The organism is Paenarthrobacter sp. NPDC057355 (assembly GCF_042667405.1).
Taxonomy (GTDB): Bacteria; Actinomycetota; Actinomycetes; order Actinomycetales; family Micrococcaceae; genus Arthrobacter.
In genome coordinates, this window is sequence record NZ_JBHVAL010000001.1 from 283,607 (window position 1) to 300,544 (window position 16,938).

Annotated in this window: 14 protein-coding genes; 5 read left to right on the top strand and 9 right to left on the bottom strand. The window is 61.7% G+C overall.

Annotated elements, in window-relative coordinates:
- Nucleotides 1-14: 14 nt before the first annotated feature.
- Nucleotides 15-1,343, bottom strand: a complete 1,329-nt coding sequence (locus ACFUOZ_RS01350) for an MFS transporter (protein ID WP_377543891.1) — start codon at nucleotides 1,341-1,343, stop codon at nucleotides 15-17.
- A gap of 330 nt (nucleotides 1,344-1,673) precedes the next feature.
- Here ACFUOZ_RS01350 and ACFUOZ_RS01355 point away from each other — a divergent pair, with 330 nt between their 5' ends.
- Both ACFUOZ_RS01355 and ACFUOZ_RS01360 read left to right on the top strand, forming a co-directional pair.
- Nucleotides 1,674-2,477, top strand: coding sequence for a cyclase family protein (locus ACFUOZ_RS01355; protein ID WP_377543894.1), 804 nt, complete (start codon nucleotides 1,674-1,676; stop codon nucleotides 2,475-2,477).
- Between the two features lie 53 nt (nucleotides 2,478-2,530).
- A complete protein-coding gene (locus ACFUOZ_RS01360; protein WP_377543896.1) occupies nucleotides 2,531-4,240 on the top strand; it encodes a thiamine pyrophosphate-binding protein in 1,710 nt (569 codons plus the stop codon).
- A 114-nt stretch (nucleotides 4,241-4,354) separates the two neighbouring features.
- Here the strand turns inward: ACFUOZ_RS01360 and ACFUOZ_RS01365 are convergent, their stop codons facing one another.
- The 3 genes from ACFUOZ_RS01365 to ACFUOZ_RS01375 are packed head-to-tail and all read right to left on the bottom strand — an operon-like array spanning nucleotide 4,355 to nucleotide 6,989.
- Nucleotides 4,355-4,927, bottom strand: coding sequence for a flavin reductase family protein (locus tag ACFUOZ_RS01365; RefSeq protein ID WP_377543898.1), 573 nt, complete (start codon nucleotides 4,925-4,927; stop codon nucleotides 4,355-4,357).
- A gap of 2 nt (nucleotides 4,928-4,929) precedes the next feature.
- Nucleotides 4,930-5,976, bottom strand: coding sequence for a methionine synthase (locus tag ACFUOZ_RS01370; protein WP_377543901.1), 1,047 nt, complete (start codon nucleotides 5,974-5,976; stop codon nucleotides 4,930-4,932).
- A 20-nt stretch (nucleotides 5,977-5,996) separates the two neighbouring features.
- A complete protein-coding gene (locus ACFUOZ_RS01375; RefSeq protein WP_377543903.1) occupies nucleotides 5,997-6,989 on the bottom strand; it encodes a DUF1852 domain-containing protein in 993 nt (330 codons plus the stop codon).
- A gap of 120 nt (nucleotides 6,990-7,109) precedes the next feature.
- On the opposite strand from ACFUOZ_RS01375, the gene ACFUOZ_RS01380 reads away from it, so the two are divergent.
- A complete protein-coding gene (locus ACFUOZ_RS01380; RefSeq protein ID WP_377543905.1) occupies nucleotides 7,110-8,051 on the top strand; it encodes a LysR family transcriptional regulator in 942 nt (313 codons plus the stop codon).
- Nucleotides 8,052-8,189: 138 nt separating this feature from the next.
- Here the strand turns inward: ACFUOZ_RS01380 and ACFUOZ_RS01385 are convergent, their stop codons facing one another.
- From ACFUOZ_RS01385 to ACFUOZ_RS01400, 4 genes are read right to left on the bottom strand one after another with little or no spacing between them, the layout of a single operon-like run.
- Nucleotides 8,190-9,812 carry an ATP-binding cassette domain-containing protein gene (locus ACFUOZ_RS01385; RefSeq protein WP_377543907.1) on the bottom strand — a complete coding sequence of 541 codons (1,623 nt, stop codon included), beginning with the start codon at nucleotides 9,810-9,812 and terminating at the stop codon, nucleotides 8,190-8,192.
- Nucleotides 9,805-10,650, bottom strand: a complete 846-nt coding sequence (locus tag ACFUOZ_RS01390; protein WP_377543910.1) for an ABC transporter permease — start codon at nucleotides 10,648-10,650, stop codon at nucleotides 9,805-9,807. The genes ACFUOZ_RS01385 and ACFUOZ_RS01390 overlap by 8 nt, the downstream gene beginning before the upstream one ends.
- Nucleotides 10,643-11,584: an ABC transporter permease gene (locus ACFUOZ_RS01395; RefSeq protein ID WP_377543912.1), complete on the bottom strand. Its 942-nt coding sequence runs from the start codon at nucleotides 11,582-11,584 to the stop codon at nucleotides 10,643-10,645. Before ACFUOZ_RS01395 ends, ACFUOZ_RS01390 begins: the two co-directional genes overlap by 8 nt.
- Before the next feature lie 41 nt (nucleotides 11,585-11,625).
- Nucleotides 11,626-13,182, bottom strand: a complete 1,557-nt coding sequence (locus ACFUOZ_RS01400; protein WP_377543914.1) for an ABC transporter substrate-binding protein — start codon at nucleotides 13,180-13,182, stop codon at nucleotides 11,626-11,628.
- Nucleotides 13,183-13,383: 201 nt separating this feature from the next.
- Between ACFUOZ_RS01400 and ACFUOZ_RS01405 the strand changes: the two genes are divergently transcribed.
- Complete coding sequence (locus tag ACFUOZ_RS01405) at nucleotides 13,384-13,983, top strand: TetR/AcrR family transcriptional regulator (RefSeq protein WP_377543917.1); 600 nt, start codon at nucleotides 13,384-13,386, stop codon at nucleotides 13,981-13,983.
- Entirely contained in the window at nucleotides 13,980-15,761 is a 1,782-nt protein-coding gene (locus tag ACFUOZ_RS01410; protein WP_377543919.1) for an alpha/beta fold hydrolase, read from the top strand. Before ACFUOZ_RS01405 ends, ACFUOZ_RS01410 begins: the two co-directional genes overlap by 4 nt.
- Before the next feature lie 201 nt (nucleotides 15,762-15,962).
- On the opposite strand, the gene ACFUOZ_RS01415 is transcribed toward ACFUOZ_RS01410, so the two are convergent.
- Nucleotides 15,963-16,547 (bottom strand): hypothetical protein, encoded by a 585-nt coding sequence (locus ACFUOZ_RS01415; protein ID WP_377543921.1) that lies wholly within the window; start codon nucleotides 16,545-16,547, stop codon nucleotides 15,963-15,965.
- Nucleotides 16,548-16,938 lie beyond the last annotated feature (391 nt).

The following is a 16,938-nucleotide window of genomic DNA, read 5'->3' on the forward strand; positions in this document are numbered from 1 at the left end:
TTGTTCCTCGCTGCTTACGGCACGCTCTGCACTGTGCGCTCTGCCGTGACGTCTTGGTCTGCCTTGATACCGCGGCGGGAGAAGAGCAGCGCTATGAGGGTGACCAGAACAAGGGCTATGACATAGAGGGAGACCGGAATTGAAGAACCGAATTGCAGCAGCAGGGCCGTGGCGATCAGCGGCGCGAACCCGCCGGCAAAGACAGCTGCCAGCTCGTGGGCGATTGCCATGGCGGAGTAGCGGACTTCGGCGGAGAACAGTTCGTGGAAAAAGGCCGGCTGTGTCCCGATCATGGCGCCGTGGCAGAGTCCATTCCCCAGGAGGAAAGCGAGGATGACTACTGCAGGGGTATTGGAATCGATCATGGCGAAGAAGGGGAAGGCCATGGCGCCCATTCCGATGGCACCGATGGCGTAGACCGGTCGCCGGCCGATCCGGTCCGAAAGGTGGCCGAAGAAGATGTAGGTGCCAAATGAAACAAGCATGGAAACGGCCACGGCCAACAGGAGCAGCCCCTTGTCCACGCCCACATGAACCCCGTAGGCGATGGAGAACGACAGGAAGATATACGAGCCGCCGTTCTCTGCGACACGGAGGCCCATGGCAACCAGAATTTCCCGGGGATGGGTTTTGATGGCGGCCAGCACCGGAAGGCGATGCTGCTTGGTTCCGCTCACGGCAGTGAACTCCTTGCTCTCGGGCAACCGGAAGCGGATGTAGGCGCCTACGGCGAGCAACAGAATGCTCAGGAGGAAGGGAACCCGCCAGCCCCAGGCCATGAATTGTTCGTCAGGCATCAACTGGACCAGGAAAAAGGCGAGTGAAGAAAGAACGAAGCCCAGTGATATTCCACCTTGGCTGAAGGCCGAGAGCATTCCCCGTCGCGAGTTCGAGGAGTTCTCGCTGATCAGCAAGACACCGCCGCCCCACTCGCCGCCAGCCGCGATTCCCTGGACAATCCGGAGGAGGATCAGGAAAGTAGGAGCCCACAGCCCAACCTGGGCATAGGTTGGCAGCAACCCCATGAGGGCTGTGCTGATGCCCATGATGGACAGAGTCATGACCAAGGCTCGCTTGCGGCCAAGCCTGTCACCAATATGTCCAAAGATGATGCCGCCCAGCGGTCTGGCGGCAAATCCGACGGCGAACCCGGCGAACGCGGCCATGGTGCCGACGAGCGGGTCGACGTCGGCGGGGAAAAAGAGCCGACCGAAAACTACAGCCGAGGCCGTGGCGTACAGGAAAAAGTCGTACCATTCCAGGGCATTGCCTACGAGCGATGCAACAACGTACCGGCGGACTCCCGGACGTTGTCCTGGCAATGTGTGCTGCTGATGGGACATTGTGTTGCTCCTTGCGTAAAGACTGTGGTGTTCGTCCGGCCAAAGCGACGTCATTGTCGCCACCGGAACTTTTCGGGGGCCGGGGCCCTACTCCCGAAGAGCCGAACTGTGATGGGCGTTACAGCTGCTGATTCAGTTTCTCGCTCTGCGGCTAGAACGTCGAATGCCTGTTTTGCCAGGGGCTATGCAGATCCGGGTAACTCGCATGTGAAACTTTCAAAGCTGTTCCAAGCGGCCTGCCGGGATGCTAGCGTCTCTGCCACAAGTCCCGTTGAATCTCCACGGGCCCCGCCCTGCCGACGGCGAACCTCTCTATCAAGGAACCTACTCATGGACATGAACAGCACTACTGACGTGCGTCTGGGCAGCGTCGCCCATCTGCTGGAGGGCCTCGCAACCCGCCGGATTGATGTCATCGACCTGACGACCAAGCTTTCACACGCGACGCCGACTCTGGAGCTGCCTGAGCCGTTCGCGAACCTCATCGACTTCAGCCTCGAGGAAGTCTCCGCCTACGACCAACCCGGCCCCTACTGGAAGCATCACAACATCCACACCGGGGAGCACATCGGCACCCATTTGGACGCTCCTGTGCACTGGATCACCGGGAGAGATGGCAAAGACGTGGCCCGGATCGAGCCCAACCGCCTTATAGGTCCTGCACTCGTCCTGGACGTGAGCGACGAAGTCGCCGCTGACCCCGACTTCCTTCTGGATATCCACCACATCCGAGCGTGGGAGACCGCCCACGGTCCCATCCCGGACGGTGGCTGGCTACTCATCCGAACCGGATGGGAAGCCCGCGCCCATGACCGCCAGCAGTTCCTGAACAACGACGAAACGGGCCCACACTCACCCGGACTCACCGTGGACTGCGCGCAGTGGATTGCCGAAGAGTCACCCTTGTCCGGAATAGGCGTGGAAACCGTAGGTATGGACGCCGGAGCAGCCGGTGCCCAGGAGCCCCCGTTCCCGGCCCACCACTACCTTCTGGCTAACGACAAATACGGTGTCACCTCGCTGCGGAACCTTTCCCAGCTTCCCCCGACGGGTGCAGCGCTCATTGTGGCGCCCCTGCCGATCGTTGGCGGCACCGGCAGCCCGGCACGCGTGCTCGCACTAGTCAACGCTTGAGCCAACTTCACTACTTCCAGACGTGGCCCTGACCTCCCCAAAGGAAAAGAAACATGACACTGACAACGAGCAACCCCAAGGCCGCACCCGCGCACGAAGTCCCCACATCCAACACAGCCAACGTGGCAGAACTCGTTGGGACCACACTCGCCAGGCTTGGCGTGGGACACGCTTTCGGAGTGGTGGGCAGCGGCAACTTCGTGGTCACTAATGCCCTTCGCAAAGCGGGTGTCCCCTACACCGCAGCACGGCACGAAGGAGGCGCTGCCACCATGGCTGACGCCTATGGCCGGATGTCCGGCAAGGTAGGGGTAGCCACGACCCACCAGGGCTGCGGATTGACCAATGCCATAACAGGCATAGGGGAGGCTGCGAAGAGCCGGACTCCCATGATTGTTCTCACAGCAGACACTGCCGCATCGGCAACCCGCTCCAACTTCAACATCGACCAGGACGCGCTCGCTGTCAGCGTTGGAGCCGTGGCGGAACGGATCCACAGCGCCGAAACCGCTGTGGCGGATACAGTCCGGGCCTACCGAACAGCGGTGAACCAGCGACGGACCGTGGTCCTGTCCCTGCCCACGGACATTCAGGGCGAACAAGTGGTCGCAGGATCAACCCTGCCTGTTCCGCTCGATCCTCCCCAACGTGTCAGGCCCACCGAGGCAGCAGCGTCACAGTTGGCCGTACTGATTCAACAGGCACAGCGACCGGTTTTCGTCGCCGGCCGCGGCGGCCGGGAAGCCGGACCGGAAATTGCAGCACTCGCAGAAGTCGTAGGCGCGCTGGTGGCGACTTCCGCTGTGGCCCATGGTCTCTTCAACGGCAATCCTTACAACTTGGGTATTTCCGGGGGATTCTCGTCCCCCTTCACGGCGGAAACCATCGCAGACGCGGATCTCATTGTGGGGTGGGGTTGTGCGCTGAACATGTGGACCATGCGGCACGGCACTTTGATTGGCGAATCAACCACAGTGGTTCAGGTGGACCTTGATGACTCAGCTCTTGGTGCCAACCGGGCTATCGATCTTGGGATACTGGGTGATTGCGCTGAGACAGCGGCAGCGGTGCTCCAGGAGCTGCACACGAGCAGGTACAAGGCCACAGGACTCAGGACGTACGAAATGGCACAGCGGATCGCCGAACACGCCCGGTGGAACTCGGTGGAAACGGAGGATTTATCCACTGGTCAAACGATCGATCCCCGGGTGCTGAGTCGTGCACTGGATGCACTACTCCCGGAAAACCGCATTGTCTCAGTGGATTCGGGCAACTTCATGGGTTACCCGAGCACTTATCTCGCTGTCCCGGATGAGTTCGGCTTTTGCTTTACCCAGGCGTTTCAATCGATTGGGCTGGGTCTTTCCACGGCTATAGGGGCGGCAGTTGCCCGCCCTGACCGGCTCCCGGTGCTGGGAACCGGGGACGGCGGCTTCCTCATGGCCATTTCGGAATTGGAGACCGCAGTCCGCGAGGAGATTCCGTTGGTGGTGATCGTCTACAACGATTCCGCGTACGGGGCCGAGGTTCATCACTTCGACGCGGACGATGCGGACCTTGACGTTGTACGTTTTCCGACCACAGACATTGCCTCCATCGCGGCTGGCTACGGTGCGGCGGCCGTGACCGTTCGGGGACTGGAGGACATCACTCCGGTGGAGGAGTGGCTGTCGGGCCCCCGCCAAGCTCCATTGGTCATCGACGCCCGGATCGCGTCTGATGGCGGCGCTTGGTGGCTTGCCGAAGCTTTCAAGGGCCATTGACGCCGTAAACCCGGCCTCGAACTTCTGCTGTGGCCGGCAACGACCACGACGGCGGGAGTCATCCTCCCGCTGTCGTCCGCCGTTGGGCTTTCGGCCCCGGACTGCGCGCCGCGCTTAGCCTTCAAGCTTGGAATGTGCGCCCAGACGGTGCCATGAACGGTTGTGGTAGACCAGGGCGTCGCCGGGTTCGCCCGCTTGGACGTCACGCATCACGCGGGACTCCAGGGCGTGAACGGCGACGATTGTGGAGGTTCCCACCTGCATGCGATCGACGACGGCGCAGCGCACCCACGCGCGGACATCGTCATACACCGCCTCGCCGGTTGCAAGGGCCGACCAGCGGTGCGTCTGGTCAAAGCGGTCGACGCCGGGGGTCGCTCCAAACTTGGCCAGGTCGACGTCGTGCGCGTCCAGCAAATGCACGACGACGGTTTCGGCGCGCGAAAGCACCTCCGACGCAGAGGACAGTGCGGAGACCGAAAAAATCAGCAACGGAGGGTCCGCACTCACTGAGACGACTGACGATACGGTCAGTGCCACCGGTCCTTCGCCGGCATCCGCCGTGACCACGGCGACACCTCCCGGGTGGCCACGGAACAGTGCCTTGAATTCGTCGGCCGTGAGGGAGGACGGGAAGCTTTGCTGCGGAGCCTCGAGCCACGTGTCTGTGGGGTAGGCGTGAAACATCGCTATGACACCCTGGGGGCGGAGCGGGCCAGTTCCTCGCGGACCATGTTCGTCCCTGCGCTGAGAGCACTCAGCTTGGCCAGTGCGACGTCCCGGGGGAAGGGCGCCATGCCGCAGTTGGAGCTGGGGATGAGCTTGTCCGCATCGACGAACTGCAGGGCCTTGCGGAGGGTGTCGGCGACTTCCTCCGGCGTCTCGATGGTCTCGCTTGCGACGTCGATTGCCCCGAGCATGACTTTCTTGCCGCGGAGGAGTTCGATGAGATCCATGGGGACGTGGGAGTTCTGGGACTCGAGAGAGATGATGTCGATGCTGGAGTTCTGCAACAGCGGGAACGTTTCCTCGTACTGCCGCCACTGTGAGCCGAGCGTTGCCTTCCAGTCGTTATTGGCCTTGATGCCGTAGCCGTAACAGATATGCACGGCGGTTTCCACACGCAGTCCTTCTGCCGCTCTCTCAAGCGCAGCCACGCCCCAGTCCTTGACCTCATCGAGGAAGACATTGAACGCGGGCTCGTCGAACTGGATGATGTCCACGCCGGCCGCCTCCAGTTCTTTCGCCTCCTCGTTCAGGATCGTGGCGAACTCCCAGGCCAGCTTCTCGCGGCTCTTGTAGTGGTCATCGTAGAGCGTGTCCACCATCGTCATTGGACCGGGAAGAGTCCATTTGATTGGCTGGTCCGTGGTTTTACGGAGAAACTTTGCGTCTTCGACGAATACCGGCTGCTCGCGGCGCACAGGTCCGACGACGGTCGGCACGCTTGCATCGTAGCGATCGCGGATGCGCACGGTCTTGCGCTGTTCAAAGTCGACTCCGGTGAGGTGCTCGATGAAGGTCGTGACGAAGTGCTGGCGGGTTTGCTCCCCGTCGCTGACGATGTCGATGCCGCGTCGGCTCTGCTCGTGGATGGCGATGCGCAGCGCATCCTGCTTGCCCTCGACCAGCGCATCTCCCTCCAGCTTCCACGGGGACCAGAGGGTCTCCGGCTGTGCGAGCCACGATGGTTTCGGCAGGCTTCCGACAACGGTGGTGGGCAAAAGTGTGTTCATGATTGACGATTCTCCGTGGGTCAGTTGACGAGAGCGGGGTATTTGGCGGTCCACTGATCCAACAGATCCTTGTGGGGCGTGATGAAGTGTTCCTCCGTGTACTTCGCCTGAGTGACGGCGAGCTGGCTGCGCTCGACGCGGTCGTAAGCGATCTGGGTCCGCGAGTAATCCTGCTCGCCCAGGCTCGGCTGGTAGATTGCGGCGGCGGCGGAGTTCGCGTTGTAAATCTCCGGGCGGTAGATCTTCTGGAACGTCTCCATGGTGCTGATCGTGCCGATGAGCTGCAGGTTGGAGTAGTCGTTGAGCAGGTCGCCGCGGAAATAGAAGGCGAGCGGCGCAACGCTGCCGCGTGGCATGAAGTAGCGGACCTGCATCCCCATTTTTGCGAAATATGCGTCCGTCAGCGAGAACTCGTCCTGCTGGTACTCGACGCCCAGGACCGGGTGACGGTTCTCCGTTCGCCGGTACGTCTTGCTCGTTGAGACGCTGATGCACACCACTGGCGGCTGCGGGAAGCGCTCCTGGCATGCAGGGGAATCGAGGAATTGCTGGAACAGTTTGCCGTGAAGATCGCCGAAGTTCTCGGGAACGGTGGGCTTACCGGACTCCGCTGCTGCCGCTGGCAGTACGACGCTGAAGTCGAAGTCCCGGACGTAGGAGGAGAAGTTGTTCCCCACAATCCCTTGGTGGCGGATCCCGTTCAGCTGGTCGACGATCTGGATGTCGAGAACTTCGAACAGGGGGAACTGCTGATCCGTACCTTCCGCAGTGAACTCTATCTGCACGGAGACGATCTCAAGCTCGAGTGTGTAACGGTCCCGGTCCGGGTTGTCCCAGCTTGCGAGATCGTTGAAGCGGCGCCGAATCATGGTCAAGGCGTTGCGGAGGTTCTCCTGGCGGTGCTCGCCCCGTGCCAGGTTGGCGAAATTCGTCGTGATCCGGGAGCCTTCGGACGGCGAGTAGTCCTCGTCGAAGCGGGTGGTGGTAATGCTGAAGGTGAAGTCGTCTGCCATGTTGCCAATCCGTTGATGATGGCCGGAGACGGCCTTTCAAAAGGTGATGTATCCATGGTGCAACCTTGCCGGGGGTATCGGGTAACTAGGCGTTACTATGCATTCATATAGACTTTTCCTATGGCACAGCTTTCGAGTGGACTGACCCTGCAGCAGCTCCGTTATTTCATAGAAGTTGCAGCCGAGGGGTCGATCTCCGCGGCTGCCGATCTACTCTACGTAGCGCAGCCGACAATGTCCGCAGCGATGAAGGACCTTGAGGCCCGGGTGGGACGTGCGCTGCTGGTTCGCTCCACCCGCGGGGTCACCCTGACCGCTGACGGGGCAGAGTTCCTCGGTTATGCGAGGCAGGTGGTCGAGCAGTTCGCGCTCCTCGAGCAGCGCTACCTTGGCAGGCCGCCGACGCGACGATTGCTTGGGGTGTCGACGCAGCACTACTCGTTCGCTGTGGATGCCTTCGTCCGGATGGTCAAGTCCAGTGAGGTGGCCGAATACGAGTTCTCGCTGCGTGAGTCCCGCACTTGGGACATCATCGAGGATGTCCGGACGCTCCGAAGTGAGATAGGCATCCTCTACCGGAACGATTTCAACCGGAAGGTCATCGACAAGCTCCTCCGGGAATCCGGGCTCGCGTTCACCCCGCTGTTCCTCGCCGATCCCCACATTTTCGTTTCACGTAAGAACCCGCTTGCCTCAAAAGAGCGTGCGACTCTCGCCGATCTCGCCGGTTTGCCGCGTCTAACCTTCGACCAAGGTGCGAACAACTCTTTCTACTTCGCCGAGGAGATTCTCTCCACTTTGTCCAGTAAGCAGGAGATCCGGGTCTCTGACCGTGCGACGATCTTCAACCTCATGATCGGGCTCCACGGCTACACAATCTCGACAGGCATCATCAGCGGGGAGCTCGACCCGGAGATCGTCGCCATCCCGCTCGAGGTTGACGAACGCATCGAGATCGGCTGGATCGGCCACGCCGCGATTCCGCTTACAGACCAGGCACAGCGCTACCTCGGGGAATTGCGGGCTGTCGTCGCAGAGTTCGGCGTAGCGCTGCTCGACTGACTGCAGTTGGGCGGTTGCTTGTGTCGTACATGTCTGTAACCGCCGCATGTTGTCGGATTATCTTCTGGATCGGTCGGATGAGGTCGTTGTTCAGGGCGGCCGTGTAGGAAGGTGCGGGCGCCCAGCAGCGTGGAAGTTTCAGGCCGTCGCTGGCTCGCCATGAGGAAGTTCTTTTCTCACGTTTTTGCCGGAATCCCGTGAAGCGGTATTTTTCAATGGAAGGACAGCCGCTACCAATTGTTTGCTGTGCTCGTGCCTGGGTTCTGCGAAGAAGTCCGCCACGTCCGCGAGCTCAACCACTTCACCCCTGTAGAAGACGGCCACGCGGTGGCTCATGTACCGGATGACGTTCATGTCGTGCGAGATCATGATCAGCGACAGTCCGCGGCTTTGGTGCAGTCTCAACAGCAGATCCAGGATCTTTCGCTGCGTGATGGCATCCAGTGCCGAGGTTGCTTCGTCGCAGACGAGTACCGCCGGCTCGAGCAGCAGAGCCCTGGCAATGGTCAACCGCTGGAGTTGGCCGCCTGAGCACTCTCCCGGACGGCGGTCCAGGATGGCGGGCTCGAGCTCCACTTCGTTGACTACTTGGTGGATGCGATTGGTGCGCTCCTCGTTGCTGTCGCCGGACCTGATCAGGGGCGCTTCGAGGCTGCTGCGCAAAGTCATGCGGGGGTCGAACACGTCATAGGGCTCCTGGAACACCAGCTGGATACCGGCTCCGGGAGCGATGGTGAGCTTTCCCATGTCGGGAGTTCCCAAGCCCACAAGGAGGCGGGCCAGTGTGCTCTTGCCGGAACCTGATTGTCCCAAGACTCCCAGGATTTCACCATGGCGCAAGGACAGTGTCACATCCTTGAGTGCCGTAGTCCGTTCTCGGAAGCCGGACGGGAAATGTTTGGAGACCCGTTCCAGGTCGACTACGTTCGGGGCGGCGACAACACGCGCCGGAAGTGCAGGGGTGTCCGTTCGGGGATCCAAGGCCGAAGCTTGCAGGAGTTCCCATGTACTGCAGTGCGTGAGGGGGGACGCCAGAACGGTCCGGGTGTCTCCCTCTTCAACGATCCGTCCGCCACTCATGAGGACAACGCGGTCGGCGAAGGCGGACACCGTGGCCAAGTCATGTGTAATGCAGAGGATTCCCAAGCCGTGGCGTTTCCTCTGGAGGTCCAGAAGTTCAAGGACCTGCCGTTCAAGGACCTTGTCCAGGGCCGAGGTAGGCTCGTCCGCCAGAAGCAATTCAGGCTGTCCCGCCATGGCCACCGCCAGCATGGCGCGCTGCGCCATGCCCCCGGAAAGCTGGTGGGGATAGGCCTTGGCTGCTTTGTGGGGTTGGTCGAAACCGGCATCGGTGAGAAGCCGGAGCACTTCGGCGGCGGCCTCCCTGCCCCGGAGGCCGCGGTGCAGCCTGAGGGGCTCGCGGATGTGGCGCTCCACGGTCATGCGGGGATTGAACATGCGTTTGGGCTGCTGGTGCAGCATGCCGATACGGCCACCCCGGACCCGGTTCAAGCCGGCTTCGCCCATGTCACTAAGTTCGGTGCCTCCCAGGCGAATGGACCCGGACGTGATCGCGACGTTGCCAGGAAGCAGTCCGGTGATGGACTGCGATGTCATGGTCTTGCCGCTGCCCGAAGCCCCCACCAGCGCGACGAATTCGCCAGGTGCCACCCGCAGGTTCACGTCGCTCAGGATGGCGGGGGATTCCGGGGCATTCCGCAGTCCAGCGTTGAGACCTTCAATCACGAGCCCACTACGCATCGGCCGGTACCCCTTTCGATGCCTCGACACGGACGGGAACCAATGTAGAGGTTCGCGAAAGATGCTGCCCAAGCAAAGTCACGCAGAGGGCAACGGCAAAAATAACGAGACCGGGCGCCAAAATGGTCATGGGCGCCCGTGCCGCGAATGGCTGGGCGGCTGCCAACATGGACCCCCAATCGGACTGGGGAGGCTGGACGCCAAGCCCCAGGTAGGACAGCGCACCGACGTTGATCAGGAAGTGGCCGAAACGGAGCGTGGCCTGCCCCAGGAGTGGTCCGGCCAGGTGCGGGATGATGTGCTTCATCACGATGAAGGACGGGGGACAATGCAAAACGTGCGCCGCCTCCACGAAGCCGCGGGCTGATACATCCATGGCCAGTGAGCGGGCGAGGCGGGCAAAGGGAGTCCAGCCGGTTACGGTCAAGGCAAGGAGCAGCGAGTGGTAACCGGTCCCAAGGATTGCCACAAGGAACAGGGCCACCACCATTTCAGGCATAGCCAGCAGGACATCGTTGGTGCGGGTGAGGAACTCATCCAGCCAACCCCGGCGCCTGGCGCTGAGAACACCCACTGCCGTGCCAACGAGCGCCGTGAGTACGGTGGCCAGTGCCGCCAGCGTCAGGGAGAACTGACCGCCGTCGAGCAGCCTGCTGAACGTGTCCCTGCCCAGGTGGTCGGTTCCCAGAATGTGGGCCGCGCTGGGCGGCGCGAGCCGGGCAGCAAGGTTCTGCTCCGCCGGCGGGTACGGCGCAAGCCAGAACGACAAAGCAACGCCGAGGACGACGACCGCCAGGACTGAACAGGCGATCCAAAGATGGGCGGGGAGCCTACGCAACGGTTGACCTCATTCGGGGGTTGAGGAACGTGTGCACCAGATCGGCTGTGGTGGTCAGGAGCACGGCAAGCGCCACCACAACCACCACTGCTCCCTGGGCCACGGGAACGTCGCTGTTGATGACGCCGTCGAACATCAAACGGCCCATGCCGGGAATGGAGAACATGACTTCGATGATCACTGAGCCACCCAGCAATCCGGCGAACCAAATGGCCACGGTGGTGGTCAGGGGAAGAAGTCCGTTGGGTATCACGTGACGGGCTACGGTTGCCGCGCGGGACATGCCGCGGCTTCTGGCGGCGGCCACATGGTCTGAACCCAGCGACTGGAGAACACCCTCACGCACGGCGGAGGTGAAGAAGCTGGTGGGCCTCAGTGCCAGGACAGCCACAGGGAGCACGGCCGATGACGGGCCGCTCCAGCCAGCCGAGGGGAGGAGCGCCAAGTGAAGAGAGAAGACCAGGACCAACAGTGGCGCCAGCCAGTACTCGGGGATTGCAATGAAAGCCTGTGTGATGGCGCTGATGGTCCGGTCCAAAGCACGGCCTTCGTTCAACGCTGCTGTAACGCCCAGCAGCAGCGCTGTTGCAGCCGCAACCACCAGGGTCAGGACAACAATGGAGACTGTTATGCCAAGTGCGGGCATGACCTGGTCCACGACCGGCGTGCGGCTCGTATATGACAAGCCCATATCTCCACCTGCGATGCGTCCCAGCCATCGCCAGTACTGGGTCCACAAGGGGTCACCCAGACCCAGCTCGGCAGAGAGCGCCTGTACGGCTGAGTCGTCGATGATGTCCCCGGCCACCCGTGACCGGATGATCTTCCGGACAGGATCTCCGGGAGTGACGTAGGGGATGAGGAACACGGCGAAGGATGCAAGAAGGACAGCGGCTACCAGCGCCGCTGCCCGTCGAGCGAGGAAACGCCTCAATGCTTGGCCCGATCATGGGTCTGCAGGTCGAATTTCATCGCTCAGGAAGCGGGCTTCGCCGTCTGTGCCTTCAGCACATAGCGCGCCAATGGGTCCTGGGCGTGGCCCATGAGGTTGGTCCGGACGGCGTCGATTGCCTGTTCGTTCACAAGCCACACGTTGACGGCCTGGTCCCTGAGAATTTTGCCGGCCTTGGCGTAGAGGGCGTAGCGATCGTCTGCATTGGCTGTCTTGGATGCCTCGGCGATGATGGCATCGTATTCCTTATCGCAGAAGTGGCTGAGGTTGTACGTGCCGTCGCAGGTGTAGTCAGCGGTCAGGAATCCGATGGGATCGGCGATGTCAATCAGGCGGTTGCGCTGGCTGAGCACCATGTCGTAATTGCCGGACAGCAGGTCAGGTTCGACGGCGGCATATTCCTTGGTCTTGATGCTCACCGGAATTCCCGCGGCCTTGAGGTTGTCCTGGATGACGGTTGCAACGTCGGCGAACTCTGCCCGTTCGACGATGGCGATGATTTCCAGTGGGCGGTCCGCGGTGTAGCCGGCTTCGGAGAGAAGCTTCTTGGCAGCGTCCAAGTCCTGGGCAGGAGCGCCAGGGTTTTCCCCCGCCCATGGCTCGGATGGTGCGAAGGGTCCGTTGGCAGGGATGGCAGCACCCTCGTAGACGCTCGCGGCAAGGGCTTGGAGGTCCAGTGCCTTGGTGACCGCCTGACGGAATGCGACGTTATCGAACGGTGCTTTGCCGTTGTTCATGTACAGCGTCGCGGTACGGGGCGAGTCCGCCTTGAGGACCTTGACGTTGCTGTCGGCTTCGAGGGCGGCAAGGCCCGAAACCGGGATGGACAAGGAGATATCCGCCTCGCCCGTCTGTACCTGCGTGGCGCGGGTGGCGCCGTCGGTCACGAACCGGACCTCGGCACCGGCCAGCTGGACTTCGCCGCCCCAGTAGTGCTCGTTCCGGTCCAGGGTGAGGGACTGCTTGGCCTTTTCGGAAACCGGAGTGAAGGGTCCGGTGCAGTGGCCGAAGGGGTCAGTCGTTGCGCCCTTGAAAGCCGCGGGGGACAGTACGCCCGTGTTGACGCTGGCCAGGCGGTAGGGGACCAGCGGACTCTCGGTAGGGGTAGTGATGCGAACCGTGTGCTCGTCCACGGCAGAGACGCCGCTGATGACCTTCGGGTTGAACGCCCTTGCGGGAACGGCGGCTTTCAGGACGTGCTCCAGGGACCCGACGACGGCTCCCGCAGTCAGGGGGCTGCCGTCCTGGAACGACACGTCCTCGCGGATGGTGAAGTCCCACTGCAGCGGGGACGATTGCTTCCACTCCGTTGCGAGGGACGGGACGATCTTGCCTTCGGTTTGGTCGTACCGGGTCAGGGTTTCCAGGCAGCCAGAGAGCGAGAGTATGTAGGCGGCATCGCTCTCGAGGGCCCAGTTGGCCACGGGCGCCCGGAAATTGTCCACCACGATGCGTTGCTGCCTGTCCGCAACCTGCGGCTCTTTGGCGGAACCGGCGTCGGAACCACTGAAGCCGCAGCCGGTCAACGTGAGGAGTGCTGCCAGTCCAAAAGAGACGTGGGCAGGCAGGGAGACGCGCATAAAACCACCTGGATGAGAGGTACCTGCGGATGGAGCAGGTTGATCGATAGGGGCCGTTCGGCCAGACCTTAGTTTAGGCTGCCCTAAGTTGCTTGGCCAAAATGCCCTCCAAATGGCCTTCATTTATTGACTTTTCCGTGGGTGTCATGGGTTATTTGTGGCGTCTTCGCAATAATATGTAGACCAGTCTATTATTTAGTCATGACTTCCAAAGGGCACCAGACAAAGGAGCGGCTGGCAGAGTCCATGCTCCAGCTCATCCAGAGCAGCGGTTACAGCGGCACGGGCTTGAATGCCGTGATCGAGCACGCCTCGGCGCCAAAGGGCTCGATCTACTTCCACTTCCCCGACGGGAAGGAAGGCCTGGGTGTTGCCGCGGTGGAACTCGCCGCAAAGCAGTTTGAGGAGCTGATTACAAAGGCGGCAGCTTCGGCAGGCAGTGCGGCTGGGGCCGCCCGCGCGGTGATTGACGCCTTGGCCACCCTCGTCGGAGAGAGCAACTTCACGCTGGGTTGCCCGGTGTCCGTTGTCACCCTGGAGATGGGCGCCGAGAGCGAGCGACTGCGACAGGCTTGTGCCAGTGCCTTCGAAACATGGATCGCCCCAACAGCTGCGCTCCTCGAGGGCAGCGGCATTGAGGCCGAAGAGGCCCGGTCTCTGGCAACCGTCATCGTGTCGATCATCGAGGGAGCCGTTATCGTCTCCCGCGCCATGCAGAGCACCCAACCCCTGATTTCGGCCGCCGACGTCGTAGCGGAGCTCATCAACCAGCGGTGCCGGACCATCGGAGGGAAGCGATGACGCACCGCGAAGAATCCCGCCATGCCTTGGTCTTCGGCGCTTCGGGACTGGTCGGCAGGCACCTGATCCTGGCCCTTTCCGAGTCTGGGGCGGACATCACTGCTGCAGTCCGGACCCCAGGGTCCGGAGTGCGTCTGGAGCAATGGCTGACGACGCATGGATTCACGGGGAGCATCAGCACTACGATCGTCGACTTCGATGCCCCGGAGATCGTCGCCGGTGGTGCAGCGGCGTTCCCGTTCATCACGGAGATCCACAACTGCGCCGGGTCCTATCGATTCGGAATGACCGCCGAGGAGGCACGCTGCGCCAACGTGGGCATAGTCGAGAAACTGATGGACTTCGCGGCCGAACTCCCCAGGCTTGCCCGCATTGTCCATGTTTCGGGCTACCGCGTCGGCGGACAGGACCCGGCCACTGTTCCATGGTCGGACGATTACCGGGCCGCGGCCTACAAGGAACTGGGCGCCTATGAAGCGTCAAAAGTAGAATCCGACGCCATCTTCCAAGCCCAGGCTCTGGAGCGCGGAATCCCTTGGACCATCGTTAATCCGTCCAGCGTCATTGGCCACAGCGTGACTGGGGAATCCGACCAGCTCATCGGGCTGGCCACCACCATCGGGCAGGTATGGGACGGCGACGTAGCTGCACTGCCAGGAGACGGGTCCACCTTCCTTCCGGTCATCACCGTGGACTACCTGGCGGCCTTCATGGCGGCAGCAGCGGCCGATCCGGCTGCTGCGGACAAGGCCTATTGGGTTCTCGACGACGCCACCCCACCGTTGGCTGACATGCTCTCGCACGTGGGCCGTCACCTCGGCACCAAGGTCCCGCGGCTCAGATTGCCGGTCGGCGTCATCAAGCGGCTGCCGCAGAAAATCACCAAGGCGGATCCTGAGACACTCACCTTCATGTCCACCGACCGCTACCCGACGGAGCCCGCCGTCGAGTTCGCCGGAAAACACCGGATTCGCATGCCTGACGTTCTGCTGTCCCTCGAACGATGGGCGGACTACCTGGCAGCGCACCGTTTTGCTGCCGCCACCACTGAGGGCCGTCGATTCATCGACGCGGGCGGTTTGAGGGCATTCGAGCTCGGTGCTGCCGGCTCAAGGAGGCTGATTCTCCCGGGGTTGCCGGTCAACGCCGACACCTGGGCAGGAGTAGCAGTGGGCATCGGCGCGCGTGTCGTCGACCTGCCCGGGCTCGGCCTCAGCGGTGGAACCGGTGTTACGGACTGGGAACAATGGCTGCCCGATGTACTGGGTGGGGAACCTGTTGACCTCATCGGACATTCCATCGGTGCGGCTGCGGCAGTAATCGCGGCGGACCGGTTCCCGGCCCAGGTCAAATCCCTCACCCTGATCTCACCGTTCTTCCTCCAAGCTCCCGCGGGCCCCTCGTCCGGACTGCGGCCACTCGTGGGTGCCTACCTGCGACACACCAGCGCGGCACGCCTGGCCCGCCAGTTGACCGGATCGGAAACGAGCGCGGCTGCCCTCCAGTCCAGTCTCAATGACCTCAAGCGAAGCAGCGCCAAGAGGGTGGCTGAGCACCTCGCGCATACCCGATCGAAGCGATGGCGTGCAGAACTCCAGGAAGCGCTTGGGCGATTCAGAGGCCCGGTCCGGATCATCGCCGGAAGCGACGATCCCATCGCTCCTGGCTTCGTTGAGTATCTCAAGAAACTTCCGAACGTTGAGCTGACCCCGGTTCCCGGGGCAGGTCATCATCCGCAACTAACACACACCGAGGCTCTCGTCGATTTACTCAGATAACGCGTTGGGCGCAGGTGGTGAATTAGAAGCGCACACCAAATAATGACTCAAAATAACAAACGTTTTGTCAAGTCAATGCCATATCACATTACAAAGCGGTAGCCAGCAAGTAATACCCAGGCAAGAGGGAAAGAATTCGGACCGAAAGCAGGGTGGGCGCCTCCTCCGGGGAGACACCCACCCTGCTTTATTCATTGATCTTTACTTGGGCGCGGGGATGCTGGCACGCCTGCGGGCGACCACCACCGATGCGGCGCCTGCAGCCAGCACGCCGGCGCCCACCAATCCCCAAGCGACCAGGCCGGGCTCGGCTGCCGTGTTCGCCGGTGCTGCAGTCGTACCGGCGTCAGTAACGCTGGAGACAGAGACGAGATTGGAACCACCCTTGCCGTTGCCGTTGTTTCCGCGCCCGTGGTTGCCGTTGTTGACACTGACGCGTGCAGAGCGGACGTTGCCCGAGGTGGCGCCGGTGGCCGCGATGAGATAGTTGCCGGCGTTTTCAAAGGTGATGCTGGTTGAGATGGTGCCCTTACTGTCGGCCACCACGCTGAAGTTCGCTGGAGCGGTTCCCTTTGGGCCGCCCTTCTTCTCAAAGGTGATGTTAACGATCTCGCCCGGGAAGTATCCAGTGCCGGAAAAGGTGATGGATTCACCGCGGTCAATCGTGCCGTCAGAAACGGTCCCTTGCTCATTGCCCGGCGCGGGATAGGTGCTGGCCACAGCCGGCGTAACGCCAGCGAAAACAACAACCCCCGAAAGCATGAGTGTTGCGATGGTCTTTTTCATTTTATTCCTCGCGATGAGTTGAGTAACCTAAATGCCCGTACTGCCATAAATCATTCAAGCAACCCAAGAGTTGCAACCCCCATGCGTCCTGCCAGCGAAACAGTATCAGCGGTAAGGGTGCTCGACAAGGGAAGAGGCAAACGGTGACAAAAGATTAACCAGCACTTCACTTGACAGAACGATCTCAGTTTTTCTCACACCATAAGTTGTTTGTGACAAATTCACACGAGGGCATAACAACTGAGTCACAGCGATCTATGCCGACGTGGCGGTAAGGTTTCAGGTGGTCCGTAGCCGGGACGGACTCCCGCGCCCTTCGCTCATGAGAGGACCGCATATCACCCCACGCGCGGATTTTACGATCAACGAGATGATCGAGGAGCCTCTTTAC